This is a genomic window from Microbulbifer yueqingensis (assembly GCF_900100355.1).
GTDB classification, from domain to species: domain Bacteria; phylum Pseudomonadota; class Gammaproteobacteria; order Pseudomonadales; family Cellvibrionaceae; genus Microbulbifer; species Microbulbifer yueqingensis.
In genome coordinates this window covers 149,575-165,480 of the sequence record NZ_FNFH01000006.1, presented here as the reverse complement: position 1 = coordinate 165,480, position 15,906 = coordinate 149,575, and the positions used below count along the sequence as shown (strand labels likewise).

General features: G+C 57.6%; 11 protein-coding genes. 2 read left to right on the top strand and 9 right to left on the bottom strand.

Translation table 11 applies throughout. The features are described 5' to 3' along the window. Window positions 1–41 precede the first annotated feature (41 nt). A complete protein-coding gene (locus tag BLT26_RS13970) occupies window positions 42–1,595 on the bottom strand; it encodes a thioredoxin domain-containing protein (protein ID WP_245720716.1) in 1,554 nt (517 codons plus the stop codon). A 336-nt stretch (window positions 1,596–1,931) separates the two neighbouring features. Here BLT26_RS13970 and BLT26_RS13965 point away from each other — a divergent pair, with 336 nt between their 5' ends. Both BLT26_RS13965 and BLT26_RS13960 read left to right on the top strand, forming a co-directional pair. Next, entirely contained in the window at window positions 1,932–2,723 is a 792-nt protein-coding gene (locus BLT26_RS13965; RefSeq protein ID WP_091515722.1) for a DUF2884 family protein, read from the top strand. 380 nt (window positions 2,724–3,103) lie between these two features. Beyond that, entirely contained in the window at window positions 3,104–5,440 is a 2,337-nt protein-coding gene (locus tag BLT26_RS13960) for a PKD domain-containing protein (RefSeq protein ID WP_091515718.1), read from the top strand. Between the two features lie 147 nt (window positions 5,441–5,587). Here BLT26_RS13960 and BLT26_RS13955 read toward each other — a convergent pair whose 3' ends face one another. The 8 genes from BLT26_RS13955 to gap all read right to left on the bottom strand — a co-directional run bounded on the left by BLT26_RS13955 (window position 5,588) and on the right by gap (window position 15,769). Next, a complete protein-coding gene (locus tag BLT26_RS13955; protein WP_091515714.1) occupies window positions 5,588–7,981 on the bottom strand; it encodes a zinc-dependent metalloprotease in 2,394 nt (797 codons plus the stop codon). A 220-nt stretch (window positions 7,982–8,201) separates the two neighbouring features. Then, window positions 8,202–8,702: a LabA-like NYN domain-containing protein gene (locus tag BLT26_RS13950; protein WP_091515711.1), complete on the bottom strand. Its 501-nt coding sequence runs from the start codon at window positions 8,700–8,702 to the stop codon at window positions 8,202–8,204. Window positions 8,703–8,714: 12 nt separating this feature from the next. Continuing rightward, complete coding sequence (locus BLT26_RS13945; protein ID WP_091515707.1) at window positions 8,715–9,197, bottom strand: DTW domain-containing protein; 483 nt, start codon at window positions 9,195–9,197, stop codon at window positions 8,715–8,717. A gap of 78 nt (window positions 9,198–9,275) precedes the next feature. Continuing rightward, window positions 9,276–9,971, bottom strand: coding sequence for a transposase (locus BLT26_RS13940; RefSeq protein ID WP_091515704.1), 696 nt, complete (start codon window positions 9,969–9,971; stop codon window positions 9,276–9,278). A gap of 261 nt (window positions 9,972–10,232) precedes the next feature. Then, window positions 10,233–11,306, bottom strand: coding sequence for a tetratricopeptide repeat protein (locus BLT26_RS13935; RefSeq protein WP_091515700.1), 1,074 nt, complete (start codon window positions 11,304–11,306; stop codon window positions 10,233–10,235). 324 nt (window positions 11,307–11,630) lie between these two features. Continuing rightward, window positions 11,631–11,903 (bottom strand): hypothetical protein, encoded by a 273-nt coding sequence (locus tag BLT26_RS16360; RefSeq protein WP_139169572.1) that lies wholly within the window; start codon window positions 11,901–11,903, stop codon window positions 11,631–11,633. Window positions 11,904–12,150: 247 nt separating this feature from the next. Further along, a complete protein-coding gene (locus BLT26_RS13930; RefSeq protein ID WP_139169570.1) occupies window positions 12,151–14,388 on the bottom strand; it encodes an NHL repeat-containing protein in 2,238 nt (745 codons plus the stop codon). 367 nt (window positions 14,389–14,755) lie between these two features. Then, window positions 14,756–15,769: a type I glyceraldehyde-3-phosphate dehydrogenase gene (gene gap / locus BLT26_RS13920; RefSeq protein WP_091515688.1), complete on the bottom strand. Its 1,014-nt coding sequence runs from the start codon at window positions 15,767–15,769 to the stop codon at window positions 14,756–14,758. Between the last annotated feature and the right edge of the window lie 137 nt (window positions 15,770–15,906).

Here is a 15,906-nt window from a genome sequence, read left to right as displayed (position 1 = left end):
CGGGGCTTATCTTTTATTGTCGCTCCCCAGGCGCGAGCCTGTTACTCGTCCCCGCTGCCGTCATCGTCCTCCCGCCGATTATCGCCCGAGCCATCCTCCGGCGACTCGAAGTAACCTTTTTCCTCAACCACATACTGATAGCGCTGGGGCAGCCCGTTGCGCATGAAGGTGACATCCACCACCTGCCCGCTCGTGAGCGCATCCCACAGCTGGTTCTGCTCGCTATGCACCCAAGTGTCATTGACCCGCACCACCACATCGCCTTCCTCGAGCCCCAGGGCGGCGAAGAACTCGCTGTCCTCGATCCCCTCCAGCTTGAGCAGGTTGTGCCCATCCACCTGGTGCTCCGCGGCGACGAATCGCTTTTCCAGCTCCTCCCGGTTGCGCAACTGCTCCTCCAGCCACTCCCGACCCAGGGGAAGCACGGCTGTGGGCTCCACCAGCTTCCGCTGCTCACCTTGCGGCTGCTCGATGCGCCGCATTGTTTCCTCATCCCTGGGAGCCGGGGAAGTGAGGGGTACGCGCACCCCCTCCGCCTCTTGCCCGCGCAGGGAAAGGCGCTCCAGCCGGCCGCGATTGTCCAGCAGGACATGACTTTTCCGGATAGCTCCCAGGCGCACGCCGTCGAGCAGCATATCGCCACTATAGAAGCTGCCGGCACCGGCGCCTTTCGCCGAGATCAGGGCGATGGATTCCTGCGCTTTAGTGGAGACACTGGTGCCGCTCAGGACCAGCGGCAGCGTAGTCTCGGGAGGCAGGGCGCCGCCAGGCGCAAAGCGGGCCGCTTCCGGATGGGTCCGCGCCGGATCCAGGCCCAGGCGTTCCATCTCGCGGTCGATCCAGAGGGCATAGTATTCGTAGGGCCGTGGCCCCTTGGTATAGAGGCCGTTGATAAACACCACCGGGACACTGCGCAGGCCCAGCTCCGATGCCAGGGCCCGGTCCGCCGGGAGGCCCGGAGCGGAGGCGTGATCCCGCAGGCAAGCCTTGAAAGCTTCCCTGTCGAGATCCTGCATCGCGGCGAGACGTACAAAGCCGTCTTCCACCAGCCGGTCGCCAAGGGCGTAGAGCCCGTCCGCATAGCGCCAGCCGGCTCCCTGCAAGCGGGCACAAAAGGCCGCAGCCGTCGCCGCCGGGCCCTGGCGATGGTAGCGCAGCGGCAGGTCGAAGGGCGCGAGACGCAGCCAGCCGGCATAGTTCTCTAACAGGCGCAGGAGTATGGGGTTGAGCTGCGCGCAGTGCGGTGACTGGTAAGAGCAGAAGATCGCCAGGGTGACCGGGGCCTCCGGGTTCCCCCGCAGGTCCCTGCCCTGCACGGGAATCTCCATCCGCGGTGGCGCGGGCGGCTCGAGTAGCCACTCAACCCCGTCCGCTGCACCGCTGGCGTTATTGCTGTCGATCAACTTGCGCAGCTGCCCCGAGCGCAGCCGGAATTCGGCCTCTGCCAGGTCGTGCCGCTCAAGGCGGATACCGTGATCCACCTCTGCCATGGTTATCGGCCGGTCTCCAATGCGGGCAACCACGGTTTCGGCACTCGCCTGCGCCCGCTCGGCAGAGCCATGCCCCCTGTCCGCGGAGCAACCCGCAAGGAGCACCAGCAATAACCCCAATCCGGCCCGGACCGGGCGAAATAGCCTGCATCCATTCACAGCCATCTCCCGTTATCGTCTTTATCTTCAGGGATGCCCCATTCTATCCCGCCCGCGGCAGGCCGTGGCGCTCATGCGACAGATCACCGTTACAAGACGAGTGGATACACGCCACAATTGCCATCCGCCAGCGCGACCCAGGGACGGGAATGCATTTACAGGATGAATGTCAGCTTAGTCACCATCGGACCACGGGTGATTGCTACATCTTTATCACCACTGCATCCAAAACTGTCGCTCGCCACGTCATAACGAAAAGCACTGAATTCGGGAGCACCCTTTATGTTGAAACCACTGACTTTTTTCGCCGCCCTCACCCTTGCCGGGCAGGCCTCTGCCAGTGAGGTCAACCTCAATATCTCGGGCGATGAACAGTGCAATGCTGACCTGCACTACCACGTGCAGGTAGGCCCTGACTTCTTCCAGACGTTTGCCGAACCGGGCGACGAAGAGGCCCTCCTGATCTTCCGGGCACCGGACAAGCTGCTGGTGGAAGACCAGCCGGTGAACGTCAGCGAAGAGCAGGCCCTGCTGCTCCAGCGTTACCACCGGGAACTCTACGGAGCCAGCCGGGAGCTGACCATGATTTCCCTGGAAGCGGTCGATGTCGCCCTTACCGGTGTGTCCGTAACCCTGGCCGCGCTGGCGGGACAGGACCACCCCGACTTCAATGAGCTGCAGCAGACCTCAGCCGAGATCCGCGCACGGGCGGAACAGCGCTTCGACGCGGAAGGCAATGTCTTCGTCTTTGGCGAGCATGGCGTGGGCGAGTTTATCGAGGAAACCATCGGCGAAGAGCTTGAGCCACGTATCGAGGAGATCGCCATGGACTCCGCCGGTAGCATCGTCTGGCATGCATTCAAGGCCGTGTTCACCGGTGGCCGCAGCATCGAGCGCAACGCCGAGAAGCTTGCCGAGCAAGTGGAGAAAGACGTGGAAGCGCGGGCGGAAGGGCTCGAGGCCCGCGCGGAAAAATTCTGCCAGGATGTTGCCGCCCTTGATGAAACCGAGCGCGAACTGCATGACTCCGTGCCCGCCCTCTCCGGCTACGACCTGGTGACACTGAAAGACTGAACTGACCCTGTTTGACCCCCCTGCTTCAGGCCGCGCTTGCGGCCTTTTTTATTTTCGGAAACTTCAACTCTGTATAAAAAAGTCGGGCTAAGCATTGCCTGGTTCTTTAGCTGAAATAATTACCACCACCATTTCCAGAGCCCACTGCAGGCAACAAGCCTGTGCCCTGTGCCCTGTGCCCTGTGCCCTGTGCCCTGTGCCCTGTTCCGCATGGTGACTGTCGCACTGCCGATGTAACACCGACGCTCTCAGCACCGATAAAAGAGGATCTACTGTGCGTTGCCACACATTTGTGGAGCCGATTTATAAGTGCTGGCCTGTTCGCAATCGGGGTATAATTTTCCGGTTAGCAAGAAAAATAATCCTTTTAGGGAACACCCATGATTACCTTTAGACAAACACTCTATCGCCCGATAATCATCGGGCTTAGCGTGCTACTGGTCGCTTGTGGCGGGGGCGGCGGCAGCAATGGCAGCAACGACAGCAGTGACAACCCCGTCAACCAATCGCCGGTGGTATCTGCTCCCGACACCTCTATCGCCAGCGGTTCCTCGGGGGAAATCACTGCATCGGCATCCGATCCTGACGGCTCGATAACCAAGTACAGCTGGGTACAGAAGTCCGGGGTGAGCCTTACGCTCGAAAATACCGATCAGCGAACCGTATCGATTACCGCCCCCGACGTGACAGAAAACGCCCAGGCCCTGATCTCGGTCACGGTTACCGACAACGAGGGCGCCACTGCCTCTGCAGACGTTACAGTCCAGGTCACTGCTCCGGGCCCACAGGGTGAGGGCTTTACCATTGGCGGAAAAGTAACCGACAACCCGGTAGCGAATGCCGAGGTCCGGGTTCTCATTGGTTCAGAGACTTTCCAGACTACTGCCGACGCCGCGGGTGTCTACGAACTGTTCATCGATACCAGTTCTTTCACCGGCGACGAAATTGTCCACGCAATTGCAACTGCACCGGAATCCAATCCCCAACTGAAGCTGGTATCGGTAATGAACACCGTGTCCGAGCTGGAGCAAGCGGCCGGCACAGACAAATTGCTGGTTGCACAAGAGTACTTTGGAGTCAATATCACCAACGTCTCTACTGCCTTGTCTGCCATGCTCGAAAAGGAAAATGGCGGACCAATATCCTCCGCCACCCAGTTGTTACAGGCACGAGCCTCTATACATGGCGACATAGCGCTGGAACTGGCCACAGCCATCAAACTCGTGCTGGATTATTCCGCTAATACCACCCTGGCAATGCCCGACGGATATACCGACTCCTACGCCTTTGCGAGCGATACGGACGCGGTCTCAGATTACCTTGCGAAAGCGAAACGAACAGCTTCCACAGATTACAACGCGGCACGCGAGGCCATTTTTGCCGATCCCGATCTCGTTCTGGCCGCGCCCCGGGAAACTGTCACCTCTATCGCAGACACATATTTTTTCAGCTCCCCATACGCAGTAACAGCGAGTCCCCTCCTCGGATACAAACTGGAACTCTTAACTGACGGCACCGGAAGACTTATCGGTCGTGACCATGGCACGGACCTCACGTGGACCGCCACGGCAGAGGGCGTCCTCCTGGAGGGTGCCAGCATGGTAGTGCGCAAGGATTCCGTATGGAATAGCGAACTCGGCCAACAAGTGGAGCGCCAGGAGATCATTCAGCTGAATCGAATTCGCTGGTTGGCACGCGACCTCCACAGTGATGTGCTTCTCGTGGATGTCGAAAACTACTTCACCTACCCTGGCGGGGAGGCGCCCGATTCAGAGAGTAGCGTGTCGATCGAGGCCAGCTCGACAATCAAGTCAGCGTCCCGGGTGGCCGCTGCTGATCTTCTCGAGCTGGGCATGGCTTATAGCATGCCCCACCCAACGCAGGAAGGCGAGGTCGTCGATCCAAAGGCAGGTGCAAACACAACCCTGGAGTTCCGCGCTTCCGAAATGGTTTTCTCCGGTAGCACCGCAACCGGAGGCAGCGCCACTATCTCCGTGCCGTCCATTACAGGGGCCGGCGTCCCCTTGACCACAGATATTTCGGCGGCCTGGTCAATCGGATCCTCTGGCGAGCTACTGCTCGAATACCCCGACGGGGGAACTGCCGAATACGTCTTCCTCTCCGAGCAGGCGGGCAAAGTGCCGATGGTTCATGTCGTGGCTCGTGAAGGTGGAATTCCACGCTCTATTTTTGGTCAGGCCCAACTGAAGGAGGCCCCGGCCTGGACTGCTGCCTCTGCGCCTGGCATCTACACGTTAGGGAGCAATTTTTTCGCCCCCAACGAGCACTTCTGGTTCGAAATCAACAGCGATGGGAGCGCGCTCACAGTGTCCGCGGGCGACTGGGATGAAAATGGTACGGTCGAAGACCATGAGTTCCTTCTGATGCCCGGCCTCTGGCAGATCGGCACGTCCGGCAACCTCTTAATTCGCCGTTACCGCGTCCCGGGTGGCGGAGAATACTGCGCCCCGGAAAGCTGGGATCCCGCCGACGATGCCCCCTGTGTACTACAGCATGAACGGGAATGGAGCTTGCAGCTGACCGGCGCCAATAGGTATTGGATACGCCATTACCACAGATACTTTGATGATCCATGGCGTAGCGACTTGTACGAGCCGACGGTCACAGGACACATCTCTGCCTCGAATACAATCGACAATCGACGTCTCCTGAAACTGGTGGAGCGGCCCATGGCAATACCTGCCCACCTTCTATGACCTTTCTCAAAGCCCGCATCGCGGGCTTTTTTTGAACCTCCTGTGAACCGCTGCTGGCATCCACACTAGCCACCACCTGCGATTCTCATGAACAGCAAGGCTCTCAGAGAAAGCCTTGCCTTTTTAACCCTGACTCTCTTCGCCGGCTTATATCGGCGAGCCTGGCGGCATGTTCTTCAGCTCTTCCCCCTTCAGCTCTAACTCACCGGCACTGAATGCAGCAATGCGCTGCGCCTGGAAGTAATAGTGCGCGCTGTAACCCTCGGGATCATCGCCGAACAGCTTCATGCCACCGATGGCGTGCTGGATCCGCGCCAGCTCCATGCTCGCCCGGGCACGCACAGATTCCGCGGCCTGCTTGTTGCCCGCCAGCTGCATCAGGTGATGGAAGTAGACATGGTTCACCCGCTGGTGAATGGCTGCCGCCAGGCCCTGGTAGGCGCCCGCGTCCAGGGCCCGTTCGCTCAGGCCGTCGAGGACCGCGGCGAGGCCGGGCTGGCCCGCCCGGCGGGCGGCCTGCTCCTGCAGTCGCGCGGCGCGCTCGGGATCCAGCAGGATCGACAGGGTGTGCCCCGCCGCGGCTTCCGCCATGGTCACGGCGTCGAAGGCGACCCCGGTGTACGCCGGGAAGCTCTCATCGGTGCGCCCGTAGCCATACGGCTTGGGCGGCAGCAGCTGCAGCACCCGCTCAGGCAGGGTCAGGAATTCCGGCTCCAGGGTGGACAGCAGGGCTTCCAGGGCCTGCCGTTGCCGCTCGGCGGGCACCAGCGAATAGGAGGCCTGCTCCGCATCGTTGTAGAGGTAGTCATAATCCAGCCCGCCCAACAGCTTGCCCACGGCTTCCGCCTGGTAGCGGTAGCCGTAGTAGACCGGCACCAGGGTCTCTTCCAGGGAGGCGCGCGGCGCGCCTGCAGGGTTGGCCGCCGGGGAGAAGTTCTCCAGGGCATGCTGGCGCAGCTCGGCCATGCGGACGAACTCCGCCACCGGTTCGGCGCCGTTGTCCCACAGGTGTGAATCGGCGTGGGCGTCATTGATACCGCGGGAATCCGGGTCGGAGATAAACCGCAGCCCCTGCTCTTTGGCTTCGGCAATCACGCTGGCCAGGTGCGCCTGCTCATCGACCGCCTCGCCGTAGCCGTAGCGGATCGCCAGCTTGTCCCACTCGCCGATACCGTTGTCGTAGGCCTGTGCCAGCTCCATTTCGTCGCCATTCAGGGTCACCAGCGGTGCCGGGTAATCCATCACCGAGGCGCGCTCACTGGTGCTGGCAATAAAGTTGTGGGCGAGCCCCAGGGTATGGCCCACCTCGTGGGCACTCAGCTGGCGGATGCGCGCCAGCGCCAGCTCTTTCAGCGGGGTGGTATCCGTCCCTTCGTTCCCATAGGGCTGCAGCAGGCCCTGGGCGATCAGATAGTCCTGCCGCACCCGCAGGGAACCCAGGGTGACATTGCCCTTGAGGATCTCGCCGGTGCGCGGGTCGGCTATGGCGTATCCGTAGGACCAGCCCCGGGTGGAACGATGCACCCAGTTGATCACGTTGTAGCGGATATCCAGCGGGTCCGCCCCCTCCGGCAGCAGCTTCACCTGGAAGGCGTCCTTGTAGCCGGCGGCCTCGTAGGCCTGGTTCCACCAGCTGGCGCCATCGATCAGCGCACTACGCACCGGCTCCGGGACGCCCGGGTCCACGTAGTAGACAATCGGCTCCACCACCTCGTCGCTGCCCGGCTTCTTCTCCAGCCGATGGCGGTAGATCAGGCGCTGGTCCAGTGGCTGGTCGATGGCTGTCGCATAGTCCCGGAAAATAAACGGGAAGTAGCCGCTGCGGCTGTGGAATTTCCGCGGCCGGTAGCCGTCATCGGGCAGCTCCACCAGGGAGATATGCTGGCGCAGGGACACCAGGGTCGGGGTGGGCACAACCTCCTTGAGGTACTTGCCCGGCTGGCTGCCGGCAAAGGTCAGTTGCGCCTCGAACTCGCTGTTTTTGGGGAAGTTCTTCGTGCGCGGCAGGTAGACCGCGGACTTAGACGTATCGACCGCGTAGGAGCCCTGCTCGGTTTGCTTCAGCCGGCTCACAACTCCGTGCTGGTCGCTCAGCAGGAAGGGAGTAAAGTCGATCAGCAGGGTGTCCCCGTCCCGGGCCACGGCCTCGAATCCCCACAGCACCGAAGAGGCGAAGGCCTCGCGCACCGCGCGGCGCTCGGCGGCATTCTCGGAGCCGGCGCGGTATTTCAGGTTAAGCTGGTGCAGCAACACCTTGTTGCCGACCCGCTCGAATTTCACCAGGCGATTCTCGCCACCCTGGTTGCGGTCCAGGCCCACCGGGTTGGAGCCCAGGCCCTGGGCCAGGCCGGTCAGCAGCAGGAACTCGCGGTCGAATTCGTCCACTTCCAGCAGCACCCGGCCGGTGGCGTCGTCCCAGTAGAAGTCGTGGAAGCCCGGCTGACGCTCCATGTCCTGGGTGTATTCACTGATACTGGCAGCCTGAACGGTAAACCCGGCCAGTGCCAGTATCACGGCGATCAGTCCCATGCGTAGATTCATGTCACTCCCCTATTGGTCATTATTCTGGTGCGTGGCCGGGCCCTAAACGGCGCAACAGGCCAGCATCCTGCCGGCCGAGCCACTGATGATTGGTATCTAGGTTATCAGGACCGGGGAAGATCGCGAACCTCTCCGGCGAGGAGGGGACATTCCTGAAAGCCGGGCTCCTGCAGGGCGCGTGGGGACAGGGGAAGCTCGGAGAGGTAGGGATAGGAGGCGGTTATGGGGGGCAGCGGTCGGCGCGACCCAGCAGCAGCTCTCCTTCGATGGGTACAAAGCGGGAAGCCGCGTCCTTCAGGGAGCCCGCCGTGAGCGGCGGCACACCGTATACCTCGACCGGGATGCCGAACCTCGAGCGGATCCGCTCCACCAACAGGTCGAAGTCCCCATCCCCGGAGGCCAGCACCAGAATATCGCTTTCAGCCGCACATTCGAGCGCATCGATGGTGATGCCCACATCCCAGTCGCCCTTGGCGGAGCCATCGGCGCGCTGGATAAAGGGCTTCAGCTTCACCTCAAAGCCGATCGCGCGAAGGATATTCTGGAACTGGCGCTGTCGCTCATCGCCGCGATCGATGGCGTAGGCAATTGCACTCACCACTTCCCTGCCCGAGGTCGCCTGCCGCCAGAAGGCGTTGTAGTCAAAACTGCACCCGTACACCTGGCGGGTGGTGTAATAGATATTCTGGACATCAACCAGCACTGAAACCCGATCGGCCATAGAGGACTCCTGCTACATTTTCTTGCCTGGCTTCGCCAGATTGAATCGCCTGAAGTCATTGCGCAACTGTTCAGCTACTGACTCGAACCCTTTGGCTTGCAGGATCTCAATAACGCATTCAGCCGTGCACAGCCCTCCCGGGCGCTGGTTCCTGCGCAATCCATATTCCGACGGTAACGCCGGGATCAATGCAACCTTGCAGGCACTTTTAAGGTAAGCACTCTGGTTATACATCTTGCGGGCTTCCTGCCAGGTAGCATCCAGAACAATAAAGTTCTCGAAGATCGGAAGGTCGCCACCGCTTTGATCGGCTTCAGTCACGGGATAGACAAGGGCGGCATCTCCTGCCTCTATAAGCCCGACGATTTCAGGGTCAGGGTGGCGGCGCTGCCAGACCACCCGCCGGACCAGCCCACCACAGGCGGCAGGGACGAGTGAGCCAGTGTTGGTCGGCCGGTGTAACTCGCGCTCGTGGGTAAGCAGGTAGATCTTCAAGTGGCAACGGCCGGTAACTGGTATGGAGAATGCGGCGGTAACTACATCAGGGCCTAGCGTACCATCGCACTGCCACTTTCAGCCAGATGCCGTCAGCCTGGGGCGCCCCGCTTTCAGGGGCGTGACACGGCGCTGGTACTGCTGCTCGATCTGTTGTCGGAAGCGATCATTGCCCAGCGCCAGCCCCCGGTTCGTGGTCAACGTGATTCTTTCGGCAATGGCGGGATCCATGTGTGCGGCAAAGAGCCCACGGTATCGTTCCCGGCGCTGCTTCGGGTACCGACCCAGTTTCAGGTATTCGGCGTGCGGCGTGACCAGGCCTGACTCCCTGCCGAGCCCATTGGTACCAAAGCTGGACCAGAAGTAGTCCGCCGGGGCTTGCACCATGCCCGCACGTACCGGGTTCAGCTCGATATAGCGGTAACACTGCAGCAGGTATTCCTCAACCTGTACCAGGCACGACTTGTAGCGGCCCTCCCACAAGGTCCCGGAGCGGCGGTAGGCCCGGTTGAAATAGCGCACATACATTCTCCCCAGTGCCTGCATCGTTTTCGAGACCGCCTGTTCCCGCAATGGCGTAACCAGCAGGTGTACATGATTGGTCATAAAGACCCAGGCATGCACCTCTACTCCATACTCGTCGGCGTAGTCACGCAGCCAGCCGGCGTAGGCAATGAAATCATCTTCACAGCAAAAGCAAACCTGCCGGTTGTTGCCGCGCTGAATCACATGCTGGGGGATACCGACGGGAGCGAGTCTGGGTAAGCGGGCCATGAATTCCTCCTTGAATACATGGCTTCAGGATAGATAACTGAATTGGCAGTGGGGAGATTTGAGCGTCAAAATTTTACTCTGACCCCAATTATTTCCACCAATTATTTCCAATTATTTTCGGGCGCATGGAGTGTCAGGATTGCCAGGCGATGGGCGACAGCCTAGAGCGGCTCTTGCCCACTTGACGGGGATCGGCTAATGGGTGACGGGGATCGGATAATGGGTGACCCCAATTATTTCACCATTTCGATTCGGATGCCCCTACTCAACTTTTAGACCACCCTGCACTTCCTTTATTAAATCCCGCTGTCGATTCGCATATTTTTGAAAGTCCAATCCGTTCGCAGAGACCAATCTTATCGCATCCTGATCGCCATTTATCGCAGCTAGCAGCATCGACATTTTTGAAAGCCTGAACTGACCCTCATCATTAAAAATCATCCCAAGGTTATAAAAGGCCACCCCACTTCCGAGTCGCCCCGAAAGGAAATAGTATCTCTTTGCCGCCTCCACGTCTTGGTCGACCCATTCGCCACTCGCATAAATCACACCCAAATCCTGAGCAGCTTCGGCAGACCCCAGCTCTGAAGCCGTTCGCAAAAAACCAATAGCAGAAGAGTAGTTTCCCAGATCAATTTCTACCTTACCAAGGAAGAACTGTATCATGCCAGAGCTTAGCTCAGCGCCTCGCAAATAAATTTCCTTGGCCCTCTCCAAATCTTTTTCAACGCCAAAACCAAAATGATAATGCTGCGCCAAGATAATCAGCGATACTTCTCTGGAAAAGAACAAATCGTCTTTTCCCAATATCTCATTTATTAAGTCGAAACTCTCGCGATACCTCTCTTGTTTTATGTACAGGCGTGACAAGTTTGCACCTGCAACAAAATCGCCTTTAAGATAGCTATCCATTAGAAGGCCTTCTGCCGCACTCATGAATTCCCGCGTCCCGATAAGAGTGTACAGAACTGGAAGAGCCCGCATCTTTTCAGACTCCGCCATTTCACTTTCAACAATTAAATTAACCGCATCTTCGTAGAATCTATTTAACTTATACGCCGAAACTAAACGATAGAACGACCTCAGACATTGTTCCTGCACCGGCGCACACTGCTTCAGCGTTTCAGCGGAATCTGAAGCACTACCAAATTCTCCGAAAAATTTTTCCGACACTCTAAAACGACGCTCAGAATCCAGACCTGAATTAAGAGCAGAAGCGTCAATTGCCTCGAGCCTACCGGACGAGAAACCCACGAAAAACAGAAAAGAAATAAGCGTTGGTAAAAACCTAACATAGCTTATTTTATTTACCCAAAACTTAGTAAATTTTTTCATTCCTCATAATATCCTGAATCCAAACTCCAATACTCCCATCTTTATAGATCTGGGGTGTCGTGGCCTTGTAAATATTGCCGACCGACGCTCCAATTTTCGGGCTTGCCACATTTGCGGACACTCCAACGGATCCAGTTAGTATAGGAAGCGACAAATCAAGCCTTAGATTTCCATCCACAACTTGGAACGAAACCGGGCCTAACGGAACCGCGGGGGACTTCTCCCAAGTGGGAAGGAGATCTGAACTCAAAAAAGATACCTCCCCACTTGAATCTAAAGATAGGACATCAACCACAGGCGTCGATATTAACGTCGCCTTAGATTTCACATCGCTAATGACAGTCCACTCTTTGTCTTCGAGCTCAGTGAATTCAGGTTCACTTCTACCACCCGACAACCAATTAAACACATACTGCATCCCAGCAGTAACCGCCCCGTTTGCAAACTTGCACCAGTTACTTCAGACACAGTATCACCAACAACCATGGTGACCACCAGCTGGCTGGATTCCGGCAACTTGCCTATTGCCGGCGACACTCCCTTGGTAACAAATGTAATAATTGTAATAATTGTGGTCAGAGTAAAATTACGGCGCACATATACTCCCTCTATTCCCGCGCATGGTCAGAATCAAGTATTTCAGTTGTCAGCGCCGCACCTCTAAAGGCACCAATTTTACCCTAAGCCCACTTATTTGGCTTCAAGATGAGAGGAGGGCCGGATCAGAACCGGAAATGCTTAAGCGTCAAAATTTTACTCTGACCCCAATTATTCCCAATTATTACTGACCCCAATTATTATTACAGCCCAGCAGCTCAATATTGCTTTTTGAGCGGAAAACCCTCTATTGTGACAATGTCATCGTCTGTGAGCTTTCGTAATCGTACACTTCAATATTACCGGGGGCGTCAGGTCTACGCAGCCCGTCGATTTGGTATATGAGGCCGGTCTTAGGATCAACGGCTGGGGGATCCTCCGTCGAAGCGCCTGGTGCGTTACGAATTTCTCGGGCTCCTGTCTCAAGATCCACGAATACCATAGGGAAAGTTGCTCCCACCTGTTCTAGAGAACCAATACTCTGGACAACGATTTTTCCTCTTGTGGGATCTTTAGCGAGCCAGGCAGGTCCAGAAAGGGATGGCCCCTCGGCTACATTATCACTGGAAAACTCAGTTCGCTCACCTGTACCAAGGTCGACGAGATAAATTGCATTACTTGTATTATCGCTGACAAAGGCGCGCTGACCCGCCAGATCCAGCGCGATCCCCGCTGTGTTTTCCCATGATGCACCGCTTCCAGCAACTCCCGGCTGGCTGACAATAAACCGTTCGCCATTTTCCATATTCACGGAAAAAACGGCATCCAAACCAGGATCCACGAGATATATAACCCCGGCTTTTCCATCAACAGACATTGCTGCAGGAAAATCAAATGCCGGCCCACTTCCGTATTCACCACCGGAAAGAAAGCCACGCTCACCACTGACAGGATCGATCTCGATGATTGACCGGGAAGGGAATTCCGTCGCAAACACCCGCCCAGTAATACTGTCGACAGCCAGGTGAACATTACCGGCGGGGATCTCTCCGCCACCTTTCAGCTCACTGCTCAAGACCTGACGATCGCCGGTGATGGGATCTACCGCCATCAACTCGTTCACATATTCCTGGGTAATGTGAGTAAGGACCAGGATCCTGTCGCTGCGTGAATCATAGGCCAACGCCATTGGATCGCCGAGTGGGACACCAGATCCTCTCTGGTCGACCGTCACCCTGCCTCTAGCTCCGGATTCAGTGCTTATCGATATCAACTGATCGGTAGCGCAGCCCAGGTAGATGGTTCCGGAATTACTATCGATTGCCATAGCATAGTTTTGCTCGAACGAAAGATGCTCATCCAGATATTCCAGTCGTGGAGACAGAACAGCCCTATTACCGGTACTGAGGTCCACTTCGATTACCTCGTCATAAAAATTACCAACGAAAGCCCTGGTCGCCGTCGAATCAATCGCGAATGCTTGAGGGCTACCAAGATAAGGCCCGAGACCGGTAGAGGGGTCGGAAACAACTTTGCGATCGCCCGTAGCTGGATCGATCTCCAGCAACGCAGCGGCAGGATAAAGCAGGGTGAATATCCGACCGGCCGCTGCGGCAATTTTGCTGTCCCGATCAAAAGCCAGGCCCGCACCGACCGAGGCCCCTGAAACAACTATCCGGGCACCACTTTCGATATCGACCGAGTACAAATGTCCTTCCTCTGTACTCGAATCGTAACCATAGACATAAAGCTCGCCTGATGATTCGTCAAAAGCAATTTGAAGGCTGTTCCCGAACCAGGTGTCCAATCCGTCGAATTCGATATTGTCGGTCCCCTCGGGGGAGATCATCCGATCAGAGTCGCCATTCATATCGACGACAACCACATTGCCTTTTTCGTCTACAGCAAAAACATCTCCGGTGCTACTGTCGTGGACGACATTCATATAAAAAATCGACTTCAAGATAGTATGATGCTCGGCACTGGCAACGTCTGTGATCGCCACTCGTCCATCTTCATTATGAAAGATCGAATTGGTATTTGGATCGAAGTCGACAGGGCGGCAGGGAGCCCGTGCTAACCCACAACGCGTGGATACAGTACGGACTGCAGCTTCAGGAGTTACATTGCCATATATATCTTCAGTCTCCACCCTGATCAGCTGAGCACTGCCACACGTTGGCGGCAAGGTCGCTTCCCATGACCAGAAACCCTCTTTCTCGGTCAGGGCTGCATTGATGCCGTTAACCCGGATCGCACTGACACCTGACTCATCATGGGCTGTACCCCTCACTTTTATCATGAAGGGACCGGTTATGAGTCCGTCGATGTGGGGGAAGAGTATTTTCGCGGAGGGCGCGGTGAAATCTCCAGTCTGGTCATCGCCCCCGGTACCATCACCATCACCATCAGAGTTGCCGGAGTCGACCGCATCCTCGGTGCTCGCCTGATTGCTCCCACCTGAGGATCCACCCCCACAGGCAGCGGTTAACGCGATTAAAAATCCTAAAGCTAGATATCGGATAGCATGCAATGCAAGTTTCATAAGATTTCCCCACTCCGGATTATTATTTTGTAAACAGGTTCGTCGGTATAACGGACACTATTCCCAGGACCGCTAATAAGGTATATGAAGGCGAGTAACCAGACCCCACCATGAATACTAGTCAGGTACCGCCTGTATATAGGGGAAATACTTTGATCAACCGAAAAAGAGGGGAGCGAGGCACAAGTATTGCGCGACTCAAGTCACAATATCAAAAGGAACTCTTGGGGGTAACTATTGGGGGTCAGAGTAAAGTTTTGACACCTAAATCCTCCCCCGCAAAACGCCAACTTGAGATCAACCGCTTACGCTGGAAATAGACAGCAAAACTTAACCGACAGCTGCAACTCATCCGCTGCCGAAACGCCTAGTTTTTTATGAGTTTTTTGGCCACATCCAACATCCGGTTCGCAAACCCCCACTCGTTATCAAACCAGATCAGCACCTTCACCAGCCGGCCGCCGGCCACCCGGGTCTGGCTGGCATCGACGGTGCCGGAGCGGGGATCGTGGTTGTAGTCGCAGGAGGCCAGGGGCTCCTCGGTATAGCCCAGCACGCCCGCGAAGTCGTTTAGTGCTGCATTGCGCAGAACGTCGTTCACTTCGGCCTGGGTGACATCCCCGTGCAGTTGCACGGACAGGTCGATGGCGGACACATTGACCGTGGGCACCCGCATGGCCTGGGCCTCGAAGCGGCCGGCCAGGCTTGGCAGGATACGCTCGATCCCGCGGGCGAGGCCGGTGTCCACCGGGATGATGGAGGTCACCGCCGAGCGGGTCTTGCGCAGGTCAGTATGGTGGTAGGCATCGCTCACCGGCTGGTCGTTCATGGCGGCGTGGATGGTGGTGATCACCCCGGCGTCGATGCCAAATGCTTTATCCAGCGCGGCGATCACCGGCACGCTGCAATTGGTAGTGCAGGAGGCAGCGGATACGATGGTCTCCTTGCCGGTGAGGATATGGTCGTTAACGCCGTGGACGATGGTGGCATCCACGTCGCGGCTGGCGGGCTGGGAGAACAGGACTTTCTTCGCCCCGGCCTTGAGGTGCAGCTCGGCGCGGGCGCGCTCACTGAAACTCCCGGTGCACTCCAGCACGATATCGACCTTTTCTTTCTGCCAGTCCAGGTCCTCGAGCTTTTCATGGTGGGTGACGGCGATACGGTCGCCGTTGACCACCAGCGTCTCGCCCTCCACCGCGACGTCACCACCGAAGCGGCCATGAACGGAATCGTACCTGGTCAGGTGGGCGATGGTGGCGCAGTCGGCCAGCTCATTGATGGCAACGATCTGCATGCGGTCGCGTGCGCCGGATTCATACAGCGCGCGGAGGACGGAGCGGCCGATGCGGCCGTAGCCGTTGATGGCGAGTCGGATAGTCATTGGGTGGCGGCCAGCTCCGGCATCAGATCTTAACTCAGGGGGAGGCTGGATCCCGGCCTTCGCCGGTGTGCCGGCCCAGCGGGATGACGAAGGAGTGGATTTCACTCCTTCACTCGTCATGCCGGCGCAGGCCGGCA

What these genes read in the sequence shown, in the direction of transcription:
- BLT26_RS13965 (WP_091515722.1), top strand. Translation starts at nt 1,932, where the DNA reads ATGTTGAAACCACTGACTTTTTTCGCCGCCCTCACCCTTGCCGGGCAG.
- BLT26_RS13960 (WP_091515718.1), top strand. Translation starts at nt 3,104, where the DNA reads ATGATTACCTTTAGACAAACACTCTATCGCCCGATAATCATCGGGCTT.
- BLT26_RS13955 (WP_091515714.1), bottom strand. Translation starts at nt 7,981, where the DNA reads ATGAATCTACGCATGGGACTGATCGCCGTGATACTGGCACTGGCCGGG.
- BLT26_RS13950 (WP_091515711.1), bottom strand. Translation starts at nt 8,702, where the DNA reads ATGGCCGATCGGGTTTCAGTGCTGGTTGATGTCCAGAATATCTATTAC.
- BLT26_RS13940 (WP_091515704.1), bottom strand. Translation starts at nt 9,971, where the DNA reads ATGGCCCGCTTACCCAGACTCGCTCCCGTCGGTATCCCCCAGCATGTG.
- BLT26_RS13935 (WP_091515700.1), bottom strand. Translation starts at nt 11,306, where the DNA reads ATGAAAAAATTTACTAAGTTTTGGGTAAATAAAATAAGCTATGTTAGG.
- BLT26_RS13930 (WP_139169570.1), bottom strand. Translation starts at nt 14,388, where the DNA reads ATGAAACTTGCATTGCATGCTATCCGATATCTAGCTTTAGGATTTTTA.
- gap (WP_091515688.1), bottom strand. Translation starts at nt 15,769, where the DNA reads ATGACTATCCGACTCGCCATCAACGGCTACGGCCGCATCGGCCGCTCC.